The organism is Fructilactobacillus vespulae, from assembly GCF_047324295.1.
Taxonomy (GTDB): Bacteria; Bacillota; Bacilli; order Lactobacillales; family Lactobacillaceae; genus Fructilactobacillus; species Fructilactobacillus vespulae.
In genome coordinates this window covers 1,343,849-1,358,696 of sequence record NZ_CP137138.1, presented here as the reverse complement: position 1 = coordinate 1,358,696, position 14,848 = coordinate 1,343,849, and the positions used below count along the sequence as shown (strand labels likewise).

Genomic DNA, 14,848 nt, shown 5'->3' with positions numbered 1-14,848 from the left:
TGGTTTCTTTTTATTTTGTGAAAAATGTTCGGAAAACAATTGTCATGCTTCTAATTTTGTACTACTATTACTAGTTAAAGATGATTATTTTTGCAATTGGGAGGACAGTATGGATAACGGAAAATATTTAGTTCATCCAGTTATTGATGATGAACGAAACATGAGTTATTGGGATATGTTTGCAACTTGGTTTGGAGCAAATGCCAACAATGGAACTTGGTTTATTGGTGGAATTATTGCTGCCTGTGGTTTATTAAATGGATTTTGGGCGTTGTTAATTTCCTCCGCCATTTCATATGTATTTTTAAGTTTAATTGGTCAAATGGGTTTTGAAACCGGATTTTCTACGACTACTTTAGCTAGAGGAACCTTTGGAATTAGAGGTAGTTTGATTCCCTCAATGGTTAATTTAATCATGTTCATGGGGTGGACGGCCGTTAATACTTTTATTGCAGCGACCTCATTATCATTTATCTTTCATAGTTTCTTTGGTTGGCCAGTTTTTGGACAACCAGGTGGAAATAAAGGATTGATTGTAGGAATTGTATTGATGAGTGTTTTGCATTTATTAAGTATTATTTCCGGACAGAAATCAGTTCGAATTATTGAAAGAATCGGAATTATTTTGGTTATTTTATTTGTCACTTGGGAAGCAATTGTGGTCTTTCAACATGTTTCATTAAAAGAATTAGCTAACTGGATCGTTCCGATGAAAGCGCGGATGCCATTTGGAGCAGCAATTGATATTTTAGCAGCCTTTAACTTGGCCTGGGTTACTAGTGGAGCTGATTTTACTCGATTTGCTAAAACTAAGAAAATTTCGACTAGTGCACCATTTTGGGGTGCTTTAGTAGGGGTGATTAGTTTTGCTGCTATGGGACTATCAACGGCAATTAGTGTAGCGTTAACTAGTGGTGCTTATGATCCTAACAATTCCGATCCAAGTACGATTGCAAATGAATTGGGGTTAGGTTTAATTGCAATGATAGTAATTGTACTAACTAGTATGACGGCTAATGCGGTAAACTTACAAGCTGGTGGATCAGCACTAAATAATATGTTCCCTAAAATTAGTTTGAAAAAATCATTATTAATTACAACTATTATTGCAATGATTTTTACTTTTATTCCACTAATTAATGGTAACTTCTTAACTGTCTTTACTAAATTTTTGGATTATATTGGAATGTTTTTAGGACCTATCATTGCAATTATGTTGGTTGATTATTTCTGTATGAACAGGGAACAATACAACCTAAAAAACTTTACCAGTACAAGTGGTAAGTTTTGGTATCAAAAAGGAATTAATTGGATTGCATTTATCCTTTGGTTAGTGGGAATTGGATTATATTTCTGGTTAACTAACTTAGAAATGATTAGAAAAACTACTGGAGCTACATTTATCGTAATGGCAGTGGTTGCAGTACTTTATTATGTAAGTGGTAAGTTTAAAAATAATAAAAGAGGGTAATTGAAATGTTAATCAAACAAGCCTATATCGAAAATAACTCTAGTACACAAGACATTCGAATTAATGATGGAAAAATTACCGCTATTGAAACTGAAATAGCACCGTTAGATGGAGAAAAAGTAATTAATTTACATGGAAAATTAGTTATTCCACCATTCATTGACTCCCATGTTCATCTAGACTCTACTTTAACTGCTGGTGATCCCGAATGGAATGAAACGGGAACCTTATTTGACGGGATTCGAATCTGGTCAGAACGGAAAAAGACCCTTAGCCATGAAGATGTTAAGAAAAGAGCAATTGAAACTCTTAAAAAACAAGCTAGTCATGGGATTCAGTTTGTAAGAAGTCACGTTGATACTACTGATCCAACGTTTACAGCATTAAAAGCATTACTAGAAGTAAGAGACGAGGTTAAAGATTTTATCGATTTGCAATTGGTTGCTTTTCCACAAGAAGGAATTTTATCTTTCCCACAAGGTAAGGAACTGATGGAAGAAGCTGCTAAAATGGGAGTCGATGCAATTGGAGGGATTCCCCACTACGAATTTAACCAATTCTACGGTCGTGATTCTTTGGATTTTTTAATTAACTTGGCAAAAAAATATAATAAATTAGTGGATGTTCATTGTGATGAAATTGATGATCCTAATTCTAGAAACTTGGAAGTTTTAGCAACTTTAGCATATGAATCCGGATTACAAGATCGAGTTACAGCTAGTCATACAGTTTCTTTAGCTAGTGTTAATGACGCTTATGCTTATAAATTAATGCGATTACTAGAATTATCGAAGATTAATATGGTTGCTAATCCATTGGTAAATATGCATTTAGGTGGCCGTTTTGATACCTATCCTAAGAGAAGAGGATTAACAAGAGTTAAAGAACTATTAGAAAATAACGTTAATGTATCTTTTGGTGAAGACGATATTAAAGATCCTTGGTATCCAATGGGAGATGGAAACATGTTGGACGCATTATACGTGGGAATCTTAGCCAGTGGAATGATGGGATATCATCAGATTTTAGATTCTTATCAGTTTGTGGGTATAAATGGAGCCAAAACTTTACATGTTAGTGAAAATTATGGAATTTCGGTAGGAAAACCTGCTAGTTTTTTAGTCTTTGATGCCACTAATTTTTATGATGTTCTTAATGAAAGAGCAACAATGTTATATTCCATCAGAAATGGTGAAATACTAGTTCAAAATGAACCCAAACAAGCACAACTTAATTTAAAACTTAAATAAAAAATCCCGATGGATAATCGGGATTTTTTTAAAATGAAGTTAGAAAGTTATTAATTATTTGTTTTCCCAGTTCTGTATCAGTCAGAATCGATTCAGGATGGAATTGGACACCATATAATTTTTTGGCGGCAATTTCCGCTGCCATAATTTCATTATCTTCATCAACTGCTGTAATTTTGAATTCTTGCGGCAAACTTTTATTATCGCCAATCAAGGAGTGATATCTAGCAACTTTTCCGGAAGGGTGGCAATTATTAAATAGTAAACTCTTGTTATTTAACTTTAGATTAGACGTTTTACCGTGCATTAATTTTTTAGCAGGAATTATTTTTCCACCTAAAGCTTGTATCATAACTTGCAGTCCCATACAGATGCCGAGCATTGGAATCTTATCTTGTAATTTTGTAACAACCTCTAAGCTAACCCCAGCATCATCAGGATTTCCTGGTCCGGGAGAAAGAATAATTGCACGTGGATGTAATTTTTCGATTTCATAAACAGTTAATTCGTCATTTTTTATAACTTTAATATTCGAATCAAGGGAACCAACTAGTTGATATAGGTTATACGTGAAACTATCATAATTATCAATTAAAAGAATCATTGTTTAAAACCTCCATTTTTGTTGTTTCATTCAAAGCCTTAATAATAACGCGTGATTTATTGAAGCATTCTTGATATTCATTTTTGGAAATACTATCTGCAACGATTCCAGCACCCGAATGAACCGTTAAATGATCAGCTTTTTTATGTGCTAGACGAATTCCAATTGCAAAATCACAATCACCATTGAAATCCAGATAGCCAAAGGTTCCGCCATAAATACCTCGATGTTGCTGTTCTAATTTGTTAATAATGTTAATTGCCGAGTTTTTAGGAGCTCCTGAAAGAGTACCAGCAGGAAAGACAGCTTTAATGGCATCAATGGTTGTTTTATTATCAGTAATTGTACTTTCAACCGTTGAGGCTAAATGCATAACTTGTTGATATTTTTTTAATTTCATATGTTCTGTAACTTGAACGGTATTAAATTTACTAACAGCTCCAAGATCATTTCTGCCTAGGTCAACTAACATATTATGTTCAGCAATTTCTTTTTGATTATTTAAAAGCTCATTAGCAAATTTTTGATCTTCATGTTTATCTTTTCCGCGACGTCTAGTTCCTGCAAGTGGGAAAGTAGCTAAATGATTATTTATTTTTTTTAAGAGAGTCTCAGGTGAGGCAGTTACAAATTGAAAATCATCTAAACTAAAATATGAATGATAATTACCGGAAACGTGATTGTATAGTGAAAATAAATCACCTTTAGCTTGACCTTGAAGTGGATTAGAAAGAATCATTTGAAAAATATTTCCCTTGTATATATTTTTAATGACTTTTTTGATTAATTTTTGATATTCTGTTTGATTATATTTAGGAATTAGTGGTTCAGTTATTTGTAGTGGGGATAGTTTATAATTTTGTTGTTGTAACCGTTGAAGTTTTGATTTTAATTTTAAAATTGTACTATCTTCTGTTTGGGGTAAATTTTGAATTAAGGTTACTTCGCTATTTGCAGGATTAAATGCAATTACTTCGGTAAAAAGCATGAAGCCGGCATCATCTAAATTAAAGGGGTTTTTAATGTGATTGTATTCAGGAATTTGATATTTAACATAATCGTATGAAAAATAACCAACCAATCCGCCTGAAAAAGGGAGGGGATGTGGATATTTTTCAAAATCATATGAGTTTAATGTTTTTTCTAAATAATTTTGTAAATCTCCTTTTACTGTAATATTTTTTTGATTGTGATTATTGATTGTGATGAAGCCATCTTTGTAAGTTATCTTTAGTTTGGGTGATATACCTAGATAGATTAGATTAGTTTTTTCAATTAGGTTTTTATTTTTTATTTCTAATAAATAAACGTCATTTTGCGATTTTTTTGCATTTTTAATAATTAATTCGGGATTAAAATTTTCATCTCGATATTTTAAAACATGTTGCTTAAACTTAGTCATAGTAATCTCCTCCAGTAAAAAAGTCCGTCCATAACAAATTAATGTTAAGGACGGACTTTTAAATCCGCGGTGCCACCTTAATTGATGGTAGTCGAAAACTACGATCCGCTTAGCAAGGAACAAACATTCCTCCGAGAATTCACGTATCTCAACACGTTACTAGGTAATCAGCATATTGCTTTTATTAGTACCCTCAGTGGTCCATTTAATTATCGGTTTCTTACTGATATTTCACCGGCATCAGCTCTCTAAAAGTCCTAATAATCTTGATCTCCACGTCAACAGTTTAATAACTCTACAAAGTTATTGACGGATATTAAATTTTTTGATTTTGACAATCATATTTTATAAATTAAAAAAAGTCAAATAAAAATAAAGTAGTTGACATTTAAATTTATAATGCTAATATTAATGAAAATTAAATGAGACCCAAAATAAACCAATGAGATGGAGATTAAAACTAATGTGCCCGCCCAGAGAGTTACCGGTGCTGAGAATGGTAATCGAACGCAGTTAGTTAAGTGGACCATCGAGGGCAAACCTGAAATTATAGTATGGTTTGACGTGATGATATACGTCAGTTGTCGGGAGGATGTTAGTCCTCTGCTAAGCGTGGGGAAATTGTATTCTTTTGGAGTACTCTTTTTTCAAACAAAGGTGGCACCGCGGGAAACCGTCCTTAACATTAATTTGTTATGGACGGTTTTTTTGTACATAAATTTAAAGGAGCAATAAAAAATGGAACAAAAACGATGGCAAAACTTCAAATATTATTAATTATTCTGGATTTAAGATTAAAGGAGATTAAACATGATTAAAGAAGCAATTCAAACATTGAGTAGATTAAATAATTTAACAGCAGAAGAAGCAGAAAAAGTTTTAGATGAAATCATGACCAATCAAGCTAATGATTTTGATAAATCAGCTTTTTTGATGGGATTAGCTACTAAAGGTGCCACAATTGAAGAGATTACAGGATCTGCAAGTTCTTTAAGAAAACATGCATTACAAATAACACCTAATTATCCTGTCTTAGAAATTGTGGGAACTGGTGGTGATCAATCAAATACGTTTAATATATCAACTACTGCTGCCATTGTAGTTGCGGCAACTGGATTAATTCCAGTTGCTAAACATGGGAATCGAGCTGCTACTAGTAAAAGTGGGGCAGCAGATGTTTTGGAGGCTTTGGGGGTTGATTTAATGGTTAGCCCAGAACAATCTCTGCAATCTTTAAAAAATAATGGAATTTATTTTCTTTTTGCACAAAAGTATCATCAAGCAATGAAATTTGTAGCTCCGGTTAGAAAAAGTTTACCAATTACAACCATATTTAATTATCTGGGACCCTTGGCTAATCCTGCCGGTGCACAATATCAGGTTTTAGGGGTTAGTGATGAAAAACTAGTGGAACCCATGGCACATGTTTTGGATCAGCTGGGGGTTGTTAAAGCAATCGTAGTTCACGGTGATGATGGATTAGATGAAGTTACATTAACTGCTAAAACCAACTTTGTTAAGTTAGACAATCATCATTTTACGAAAGGGTCCATTAATCCTGAAAAATTAGGTTTTAGTATTTGTAAACCTACAGATTTAGTTGGCGGAACGCCAACTGATAATGCCCAAATAACCCAAGCAATTTTGAATGGAGAAAAAGGTCCTAAACGAGATGTGGTGGTTTTGAACGCTGCGGTGGCCCTTCATTTAGTTAAATCAGAGCTTTCTTTACAAGAAGCAATTCAAATTGTAAAAGAAACGATTGATTCAGGAATGGCTAAAGCAAAGTTATTTGATTTTATTAAAACTACTAATGATGGAGCAGAAAAATGATTTTAGATGATTTAACGAACGCTACTAAAAAAAGAATTTCAATCGAAAAAAAGCAGTTACCCTTCACAAGGATCAAAAAACTGGTGGCTGAATTACCAGTTAATGATGAATTTCTCTTTGAAAAGCAATTACAACAAACTGGATTAAACTACATTTGTGAAATAAAGAGAGCATCTCCTTCCAAAGGTGATATTAAACTTAATATTGATGTTGAATCAATTGCTAAAAGCTATGAAGAAGCCGGAGCAGCAGCGATTTCAGTGTTAACTGAACCACAATATTTCAAGGGGAACTTAACTGATTTAGAAAAAGTGGTTGCAAATGTCTCAGTTCCTGTATTAAGAAAAGATTTTACGATAGATTCCTATATGATTTATCAGGCTAAATTAGCGGGGGCCAGCGCAGTACTATTAATTTGTGCAATTTTAACTGACAATGAATTGAAAAAATTTTTTGAACTCGCAAATAAATTAGGAATTTCAGCAATTTTTGAAGCACATGACGAAAGAGAAATTAAAAGAGCATTAGCGATTGGTGCACGAATAATTGGGGTGAATAATCGTAATTTGAAAAATTTTACGATTAATTTAAGTAATGCGCGAAATTTGAGAAAACTGGTTCCAAAAAGGGTGTTGTTTATATCTGAGAGTGGCGTAAAAAGTAGCAATGATATTGATGAGTTAAAAGCTGCTAATGTGAATGGCGTTTTAATTGGAGAAACCATGATGTTAGCGAAAGATAAAAAGAAAAAATTGTTGGAGTTAAGCAATGGTGAAAATTAAAATTTGTGGAATTCAAACGGTTGATGATGTCCAGAAAATAAATATTGAAAAACCAGATTTAGTCGGTTTTGTGTTTGCTGCAAGTAAACGACAAATCAGTTTGAGTCAGGCCAAAGTTTTGAAGTCTAATCTTCTTCCAGACATTGAAACGGTAGGGGTTTTTGCTAATCCAGAATTTACTGATGTTCAAAGCGCACTGAAGCAAAAGATAATTAAAACCGTGCAATATTATGGTGATTTGACTCCTGAAATTGTTGATAAAATTCATAGCTTGAACGGTAAGGTAATTCAGGTTGTTAAAGCTGAGAATGAAATTATTAGTCAGAGTGATTTAGTAATGATTGATGGCAGTAAAGGGCGTGGACTTGCCCCCAAAACCTTTAAAAAACTGGGAACTAAAAAACCTCAAGTTTTGTCCGGGGGAATTAAGCTGGAAAACGTAGAGGCGGCACTTGCTATAGTAAGACCTGCAATCGTCGATATTTCTAGTGGTGTTGAAACAAATGGGATAAAAGACCAGGCTAAAATAGCAAAAGTAATTGCCAAAATTAAGAATTTTGAGGAGAACTAAAATGAATAAACAAAATGGAAAGTATGATATCTATGGTGGTCAGTATGTTGCCGAAGTTTTAATGAACGAATTGAATAAGATTGAACAAGTCTATCAAGATGCTAAAAATGATCCAGAATTTCAAAAAGAGTTAACTTATTTATTAAATAATTATGCCAATCGACCATCGCTTTTATACTTCGCCGAAAATATGACCAAAGACTTAGGCGGGGCTCAAATCTATTTAAAAAGAGAAGATTTAAATCATACGGGTGCCCATAAAATTAATAATGTGATTGGCCAAGCCCTTTTAGCTAAGCGGATGGGTAAAAAAAGATTGATTGCCGAAACAGGTGCTGGTCAACATGGAGTAGCAACGGCAACAATTGCTGCACTAATGGGAATGAAATGTGATATTTATATGGGTGAAGAGGATACCGAAAGACAAAAATTAAATGTTTTTCGAATTGAGCTATTAGGTGCTCGAGTTCATCCCGTAACTAGTGGGTCTAAAGTTCTTAAGGATGCAGTAAATGCCGCAATGCAAGAATGGATTACTGATTTAGAGGATACTTTTTATGTATTGGGATCAGCAGTTGGACCTCATCCATTTCCACTAATGGTACGGGATTTTCAAAGTGTAATTAGTAAAGAATCTCGAGAACAGATTTTGAAAGAAACGGGTAAATTACCTGACGCAGTCGTGGCATGTGTTGGTGGTGGTAGTAATGCCATTGGTAGTTTTGCTAACTTTATTGCTGATCAAAATGTTAAGCTAATTGGTTGTGAAGCAACTGGTAAAGGAATTGATACTGACAAGCATGCAGCAACTCTTGAAAAGGGCACCGATGGAATTTTTCACGGAATGAAATCGAAGTTTTTACAAAATAAAGATGGTCAGATTGATGAAGTTTATTCTATTTCTGCAGGGTTAGATTATCCTGGGATTGGTCCGGAACATGCCGAGCTAGCTAAATCAGGTCGGGCTCAATACGTTGGGATTACTGATGATGAAGCTGTTTCAGCATTTGAATACATTGCCAGAACGGAAGGAATTATTGCAGCTGTAGAAAGTTCACATGCGGTAGCCTATGTAAGAAAACTAGCTCCTACTATGAGAAAGAATCAAATTATTATTTGTACAATCTCAGGTCGTGGTGATAAAGATGTAGCTTCAATTGCTAAATATAAAGGGGTTGATATTGATGAGTAAAATTAGTGATATTTTCCAAAATCAAAAAGCGTTTATTGGATTTGTTGTAGCCGGAGATCCTAGTATTGAGGCTACGGTTACTAATATTTTAGCCTTAGAAAAAGGGGGTGCTGATTTAATTGAAATTGGAATTCCTTTTTCTGATCCAGTTGCAGATGGTCCAGTAATTGCTGCAGCTGATAAAAGAGCTTTAGATAGAAATGTTAATACAGAAGATGTTTTTAAGATTGTTCAAGCGGTACGGAAACAATCGGATGTTCCTTTGGTATTTTTAACTTATGCTAACTTAGTTTTTAAAACGGGTTATGATGAATTTTGCAAACGTTGTGCAGAATTAAGCGTTGGAGGTATGATTGTTCCCGACTTACCATATGAAGAGCAAGCTGAATTAATCCCAAGTATTGAAAAATATCAGTTAGACTTAATTCAATTAATTACACCAACTTCAAAACAAAGAATTGAGAAAATTGCTAATCGAGCTAGTGGATTTATTTACTTAGTTTCTTCGATGGGTGTTACGGGAACTAGAGATGAATTTAAAGCTGACTTACAAAGATTGGTTAGTCAAATTAAGCAGTTTACGGATGTTCCTGTTGCAATTGGTTTTGGCGTTCATACTCCAGAACAAGCGCATGAATTTAGCCAAATTGCTGATGGAATCATTGTAGGTAGTGCAATCGTTGATATCATTTCTAAATATAAGAATTCTGCTAACGAATTAAGTAGTTATGCGAATGATATGAAAGCAGCTATTAATTAACAAAATAAAAAGGCCGTTAATCTTTTAAAGATTATGATGTGAACCCCACAAGTTGGACAATAATCTAACTTGTGGGGTTTTTGTTATGCCAAGAATAAATTACGAAGTAAAAAATAAAATTATAGAAGAATATTTTAACGGAATTGGGTCAACTACGTTGTCCCAAAAGTACCATGTTTCAAAATCGGTTATATTAGTATGGATTAATAGAATTAAAAACAAAAATTTCAGCATGATTAGTTGTAAAAATCGTCATCAAATAGAGTATTCTTTAGAATTTAAAATTAAAGTATTGAAATATAAAAATTCAAATAATTCTACTTTATCGGAATTGTGCAATAAATTTAAAATACATTCTGAAAGTACTATCTATTTTTGGCAACATCAGTTTGATGAATTAGGTATAATCGGATTATCAAGAAAACGAGGTAATCCCAAAATGACTAAAAACAAGATAACAAAACAAACTAAATTATCAAAAGATGAAAGATTGAAGCAACTTGAAGAAGAAAATTTAATGCTTAGAATTCAAAATGAATATCTAAAAAAACTGAAAGCCTTAGATCAAAAACAAACAAAGAAAAAGTAATGGTAATTGATGATTTAAGGCGTAAATTCAAGGTTAGTTTAAGTTTCATTTTAAGAGCCGTTAAATTACCTAGAAGTAACTATTATTACGCGATTTCATCGCATTCAATAAACAAAGATGTAAATATAATTAAACTAATAAAAGAGATTAAGGAAAACAATCCTAATTATGGGTATAGAAGAGTTACATTGGCACTTAATAATGCTGGTAAAAATGTTAACCATAAACGTGTACTTCGAATTATGAAAAAACATAATCTTCTATCATCAGTTTTCGGAAAGAAAAGACGTAGATATAATTCTTACGAAGGTAATGTTGGTAAAAGATTTAAAAACAGATTGAATCGTCGATTCAATACTCCAATTCCGTTTCAAAAATTAGCATCAGATACAACAGAACTAAGATATGGAAATCAAAGTATCAATGAACGAATATATTTAAATCCAGTTTTAGATTTGTTTTCTGGTGAAATTATTTCATATAGTGTTAGTGATTATCCTGATTTTGATTCAGTTTTTTCACCAATTAAAGAAGCTGTTTTAAAATTGCCTAAAACAAAATTTAAAAGATTCTTTCATTCTGATCAGGGTGTTCACTATCAAAATAAACGTTTAAATAAATTTCTAAGGAAAAACCGCATTACCCAAAGCATGTCACGTAAAGCAACGTGTTTAGATAATGCGGTTATTGAATCATTTTTTCACATTTTAAAAATTGAAATAGGAAACGATTTTAATACAAAAGAGGAACTAATAAATTCCGTTAGGAATTGGATTTATTATTACAATAATTATCGTATTAAAACAAAACTAGGAGGCAAATCTCCGATTCAATATCGAAAACTTGTCTCCTAGAAAGGCTAAATAATGTGTCCAACTTTATGGGTTCACATCATTAACGGTCTTTTGTTATGACTACTTATTTATTATCTTTAGCTTCTTGTGCTTGAGCAGCTTGAGCAAGAATGTTTAAGTAGTTTAAGGGACGATCAAATTGAGGTTGGAATAACATATCAACCATTGCTAAATCATCAATTGTATTTTTGTTTTGAATACATACTGATAACACGTTTGCTGATTGAGAAACATCGTAGTTACTTGATAGGGACCCACCTAAAATACGACGAGTTTCTGGATCATAAACTAATGACATCAAAACTGGTTCAGTTGATAACATGAACTCAGGACGATAGTTATCAGTGATTACTACTTCTTTAACTTTAAGGTTATTAGCCTTGGCTAAAGCAGTATTGATTCCAGTTGAAACATAAGTACGATCATATAATTTTAAACCAGATGATGATTGGGTACCCATGTATTTAACTTTATCTTCAGTTAAATTCATACCAACTAATAGTCCTTGACGAACGGCATTTGTTGCTAGAGGAATGTAGGCATTTGAGTTAGTTGGGTTGTAATGAACTGCAGCACTATCACCAGCAGCGAAGATATCTTTATTTGATGAATGCATGTATTCATCTGTAATAATGGCACCATTATCCATCATGTCAACTTTACCCTTTAAAAGGGAAGTATTAGGACGGAAACCAATACATAAGATGGCGATGTCTGATTTAATTTCATCACCGGCTGCATTCTTGGTAATAATTTGATCACCAGCTTCTTCAAATGAAGTTACCTTTGAGCCAAGAAAAAGGTTAACCCCATTGTCTTCAAAGTCTTTTGCAAGAATATCAGTAAATTCTTTGTCAAAGTATTTGTAAAGAACACGAGTTGATCCATCAATTAAGTTAACCTCGTGGTTTTGTTTTGAGTAGGCTTCAGCAAGTTCTGCACCAATGTAACCAGATCCAATCACAGTAATTGATTTAGCTTTAGGAGCTTCATCAAAAAGTAATTTAGCATCATGCCAGTTTTTACATAGGTAAACTTTTTTACTATCAATTCCTGGAATTGGGGGAACTACAGGACGTGAACCAGTAGTCATAATTAATTTGTCATATTTTTCTTCTGATTCTTTACCAGTTTCCAAATCAGTAACTTTAATAGTTTTGGTAGCTGGATCAACGTTAGTTACTTCGTGTTTCATTTTAACGTTGGCACCTAATGATTTTAGTTCTTCTGGGCTAGAGTAAAATAGTCCTTGAGGATCATCATTTTTAATTTCTTTTCCAAGATATAGTGCAATTCCACAAGATAAGAAGGAAATATTATCATTCTTTTCGTATACAGTTACTTCAGCATCTGGATGGTCAGCAATCGTTTGTTTAACTGCAAATGTACCTGCGTGAGTACAACCAATAGCAATAACTTTCATATGTAAATACCTCTTTTTTATTTAATTGTAATCGTTTACATATAATAATATATCACAATGTGAATTAACGTACAAGAAAGTTGATAAAAACTTAATTAAAGGCGGCTAAATTTTGGTTGGTTCCTATCTTACAATTTCTTTTAGTAATTTAGAAGTATGGGTGAATGGTTCACAACCATCTTTAGTAACTCTGACACAATCCTCAATTCTTACACCAGCTACCCCAGGAATGTAGATTCCTGGTTCAATTGAGAAACACATATTTTCAACTAATTTTAAGTCGTTTCCTTCCATAATTGAAGGGAATTCGTGTTCACTCATTCCAATTCCATGACCTAAACGGTGAATAAAGTATTTACCATATCCAGCTTTAGTAATGATGTCTCTAGCAATTTTATCAAGTTCTGCGGCAGTAATCCCAGGTTTTACTGCTGCTTGGGCAGCTAGTTGTGCTTCTAAACAAACTCGATAAATGTCTTTTTGCGTATCATTTAGAGTTCCAACTGCAACTGTTCGACTGGCGTCACTGATATAGCCGTCATGAACAGTTCCTAAATCAAATAATACTAATTCATTGTCTTTGATAACGTTGGTACTAGTATCGCCATGGGGTTGGGATGCATGCTCACCAGCTTGGATTAAAGTTGGGAAACTCATTTGCATGACACCACGTTTTTTTAATTGGTATTCAATTTCAGCAGCAACGTCGGCCTCAGTAATTCCAGGACGAACAGTTTCAAATCCAACTTTGAAAGCAAAATCGGCCTCTTTTCCGGCAGCACGTAATGCTTCAATTTCAGCTTCGTTTTTAATTAAATGTAACGTTTGAACTTCTGGAGTTACATCATGGTCGAAATTAGCATTTGAAAATTCTGTTTGAAGAGCTTGAAAACGATCAACCACTAGATTATTCATTTCAATGCCAAAATTTTGGGGATTAGGATTTATTTCCTTAATGTAATCTGCAATCATTGAAAATGGTTTTTCATGATCCATGTAGCCGTAAACTGGGTATGGCCAACCTGATTTCTCGATATCTTCTACTTCTAATGCTGGAGCAAATAGAAATGGATCAGCATCAGGGAAAACCACTAATGCTAAAACTCGTTCAATTGGATCACTACCAAAACCGGTGAAGTATTGAACATCTTCAAAGTTACTAATGAATGTTACATCTAAGTTATTTTGTTTCGTATAAGTTTGTAATTGAGTTAATTTTTCCATAATATCCTCCCGGGGTTTTCGGTAATTTTAGCATAATTTTAAGAAAAGGCGATAAAAAAAGATGTGATATTCATTTCTTCTTGTTAAACTAGTTTAATGTATAGAAAAAGATTGTTAATATTTAAGTATTGTATTTTAAGGAGCAGTTAATTGTGAAGCAAAAAAATAAATCTTATCGAATTGCTATTTTATCAATGTTTATAGCAATCATTATCGTTCAAAATTTAATTCCGATGTTCGGTTATATACCAATTGGTCCATTTAATTTAGTCACTGTTCATATAACTGTTATAATTGCCGCAATTATTTTAGGACCAGTTGATGGAGCAGTTTTAGGTGGTGTTTGGGGATTAATTTCTTTTATTAGAGCGTTTGTTGCTCCAACTAGTCCAGTTCAACCAATCGTATTTACGAATCCACTAATCTCGATTCTTCCTAGAATCTTGGTGGGTTTGATTGCTGGATATTTGTTTTACTGTCTTTTTAAAACTAAACTAAAACCAATTTTTGCGATGTCACTTACAGCAATGGTTGCCAGTATTTTAAATACCGCAATGGTATTGGGATTGATTGATATCTTTTATCAGACGCCGGCTGTTGCACATGCGTATGGAGTATCTGATCCTACTTTATTGACTAAATTTTTACTAGCGGTAGTATTAACGAATGGAATTCCTGAAACGATTTTAGCGGGAGTTTTAGTACCAATTATTTGTAAACCATTATTAAAATTAGTGCGAAATAGAAGTATCTAGAAAATAACTAAATCTTCACTTTAGTTTAATGTAAATTTTATTTTGTACCTGGAGAAGATAGTTTATAATTAAAAATAAATATTCACCAAAATAGAACTGGAGTTTTCACAAAAGAAAATTCCATTTTTATTTGAAAAA

At 33.1% G+C, this 14,848-nt stretch carries 14 protein-coding genes; 10 read left to right on the top strand and 4 right to left on the bottom strand.

Translation table 11 applies throughout. The features are described 5' to 3' along the window. Positions 1 to 109: 109 nt before the first annotated feature. The gene (locus tag R4B61_RS06770; RefSeq protein WP_413627499.1) at positions 110 to 1,471 is read left to right on the top strand and encodes a purine-cytosine permease family protein; all 1,362 of its coding nucleotides are present in this window, start codon (positions 110 to 112) and stop codon (positions 1,469 to 1,471) included. Positions 1,472 to 1,476: 5 nt separating this feature from the next. Further along, a complete protein-coding gene (codA, locus tag R4B61_RS06765; protein ID WP_413627498.1) occupies positions 1,477 to 2,721 on the top strand; it encodes a cytosine deaminase in 1,245 nt (414 codons plus the stop codon). Between the two features lie 28 nt (positions 2,722 to 2,749). Here the strand turns inward: codA and R4B61_RS06760 are convergent, their stop codons facing one another. Together R4B61_RS06760 and R4B61_RS06755 are read right to left on the bottom strand one after the other, a co-directional pair. Continuing rightward, positions 2,750 to 3,325: an anthranilate synthase component II gene (locus R4B61_RS06760; RefSeq protein ID WP_413627497.1), complete on the bottom strand. Its 576-nt coding sequence runs from the start codon at positions 3,323 to 3,325 to the stop codon at positions 2,750 to 2,752. Then, positions 3,309 to 4,727 (bottom strand): anthranilate synthase component I family protein, encoded by a 1,419-nt coding sequence (locus R4B61_RS06755; RefSeq protein WP_413627496.1) that lies wholly within the window; start codon positions 4,725 to 4,727, stop codon positions 3,309 to 3,311. Before R4B61_RS06755 ends, R4B61_RS06760 begins: the two co-directional genes overlap by 17 nt. Before the next feature lie 810 nt (positions 4,728 to 5,537). Between R4B61_RS06755 and trpD the strand changes: the two genes are divergently transcribed. The 7 genes from trpD (at position 5,538) to R4B61_RS06720 (ending at position 11,308) form a co-directional block, all read left to right on the top strand. Then, positions 5,538 to 6,560: an anthranilate phosphoribosyltransferase gene (trpD, locus tag R4B61_RS06750; protein ID WP_413627495.1), complete on the top strand. Its 1,023-nt coding sequence runs from the start codon at positions 5,538 to 5,540 to the stop codon at positions 6,558 to 6,560. Continuing rightward, positions 6,557 to 7,342: an indole-3-glycerol phosphate synthase TrpC gene (trpC, locus tag R4B61_RS06745; protein WP_413627494.1), complete on the top strand. Its 786-nt coding sequence runs from the start codon at positions 6,557 to 6,559 to the stop codon at positions 7,340 to 7,342. The genes trpD and trpC overlap by 4 nt, the downstream gene beginning before the upstream one ends. After that, complete coding sequence (locus tag R4B61_RS06740) at positions 7,329 to 7,913, top strand: phosphoribosylanthranilate isomerase (protein ID WP_413627493.1); 585 nt, start codon at positions 7,329 to 7,331, stop codon at positions 7,911 to 7,913. The genes trpC and R4B61_RS06740 overlap by 14 nt, the downstream gene beginning before the upstream one ends. 1 nt (position 7,914) lies before the next feature. Beyond that, positions 7,915 to 9,105, top strand: a complete 1,191-nt coding sequence (gene trpB, locus R4B61_RS06735; RefSeq protein ID WP_413627492.1) for a tryptophan synthase subunit beta — start codon at positions 7,915 to 7,917, stop codon at positions 9,103 to 9,105. Continuing rightward, positions 9,098 to 9,865, top strand: coding sequence for a tryptophan synthase subunit alpha (gene trpA, locus R4B61_RS06730; protein WP_413627491.1), 768 nt, complete (start codon positions 9,098 to 9,100; stop codon positions 9,863 to 9,865). The genes trpB and trpA overlap by 8 nt, the downstream gene beginning before the upstream one ends. 85 nt (positions 9,866 to 9,950) lie before the next feature. Further along, the gene (locus tag R4B61_RS06725; protein ID WP_413627383.1) at positions 9,951 to 10,454 is read left to right on the top strand and encodes a helix-turn-helix domain-containing protein; all 504 of its coding nucleotides are present in this window, start codon (positions 9,951 to 9,953) and stop codon (positions 10,452 to 10,454) included. Continuing rightward, positions 10,454 to 11,308 (top strand): IS3 family transposase, encoded by an 855-nt coding sequence (locus tag R4B61_RS06720; protein WP_413627490.1) that lies wholly within the window; start codon positions 10,454 to 10,456, stop codon positions 11,306 to 11,308. Before R4B61_RS06725 ends, R4B61_RS06720 begins: the two co-directional genes overlap by 1 nt. 64 nt (positions 11,309 to 11,372) lie before the next feature. Here the strand turns inward: R4B61_RS06720 and R4B61_RS06715 are convergent, their stop codons facing one another. Then, positions 11,373 to 12,731: an FAD-dependent oxidoreductase gene (locus R4B61_RS06715; RefSeq protein ID WP_413627489.1), complete on the bottom strand. Its 1,359-nt coding sequence runs from the start codon at positions 12,729 to 12,731 to the stop codon at positions 11,373 to 11,375. A 123-nt stretch (positions 12,732 to 12,854) separates the two neighbouring features. After that, positions 12,855 to 13,955: a M24 family metallopeptidase gene (locus tag R4B61_RS06710; RefSeq protein ID WP_413627488.1), complete on the bottom strand. Its 1,101-nt coding sequence runs from the start codon at positions 13,953 to 13,955 to the stop codon at positions 12,855 to 12,857. Positions 13,956 to 14,107: 152 nt separating this feature from the next. Between R4B61_RS06710 and R4B61_RS06705 the strand changes: the two genes are divergently transcribed. After that, complete coding sequence (locus R4B61_RS06705) at positions 14,108 to 14,710, top strand: ECF transporter S component (protein ID WP_413627487.1); 603 nt, start codon at positions 14,108 to 14,110, stop codon at positions 14,708 to 14,710. Positions 14,711 to 14,848 lie beyond the last annotated feature (138 nt).

Excerpts from the sequence above, each read along its gene's own strand:
- R4B61_RS06770 (WP_413627499.1), top strand. The coding sequence starts at position 110 with ATGGATAACGGAAAATATTTAGTTCATCCAGTTATTGATGATGAACGA.
- codA (WP_413627498.1), top strand. The coding sequence starts at position 1,477 with ATGTTAATCAAACAAGCCTATATCGAAAATAACTCTAGTACACAAGAC.
- R4B61_RS06760 (WP_413627497.1), bottom strand. The coding sequence starts at position 3,325 with ATGATTCTTTTAATTGATAATTATGATAGTTTCACGTATAACCTATAT.
- R4B61_RS06755 (WP_413627496.1), bottom strand. The coding sequence starts at position 4,727 with ATGACTAAGTTTAAGCAACATGTTTTAAAATATCGAGATGAAAATTTT.
- trpD (WP_413627495.1), top strand. The coding sequence starts at position 5,538 with ATGATTAAAGAAGCAATTCAAACATTGAGTAGATTAAATAATTTAACA.
- trpC (WP_413627494.1), top strand. The coding sequence starts at position 6,557 with ATGATTTTAGATGATTTAACGAACGCTACTAAAAAAAGAATTTCAATC.
- R4B61_RS06740 (WP_413627493.1), top strand. The coding sequence starts at position 7,329 with ATGGTGAAAATTAAAATTTGTGGAATTCAAACGGTTGATGATGTCCAG.
- trpB (WP_413627492.1), top strand. The coding sequence starts at position 7,915 with ATGAATAAACAAAATGGAAAGTATGATATCTATGGTGGTCAGTATGTT.
- trpA (WP_413627491.1), top strand. The coding sequence starts at position 9,098 with ATGAGTAAAATTAGTGATATTTTCCAAAATCAAAAAGCGTTTATTGGA.
- R4B61_RS06725 (WP_413627383.1), top strand. The coding sequence starts at position 9,951 with ATGCCAAGAATAAATTACGAAGTAAAAAATAAAATTATAGAAGAATAT.
- R4B61_RS06720 (WP_413627490.1), top strand. The coding sequence starts at position 10,454 with ATGGTAATTGATGATTTAAGGCGTAAATTCAAGGTTAGTTTAAGTTTC.
- R4B61_RS06715 (WP_413627489.1), bottom strand. The coding sequence starts at position 12,731 with ATGAAAGTTATTGCTATTGGTTGTACTCACGCAGGTACATTTGCAGTT.
- R4B61_RS06710 (WP_413627488.1), bottom strand. The coding sequence starts at position 13,955 with ATGGAAAAATTAACTCAATTACAAACTTATACGAAACAAAATAACTTA.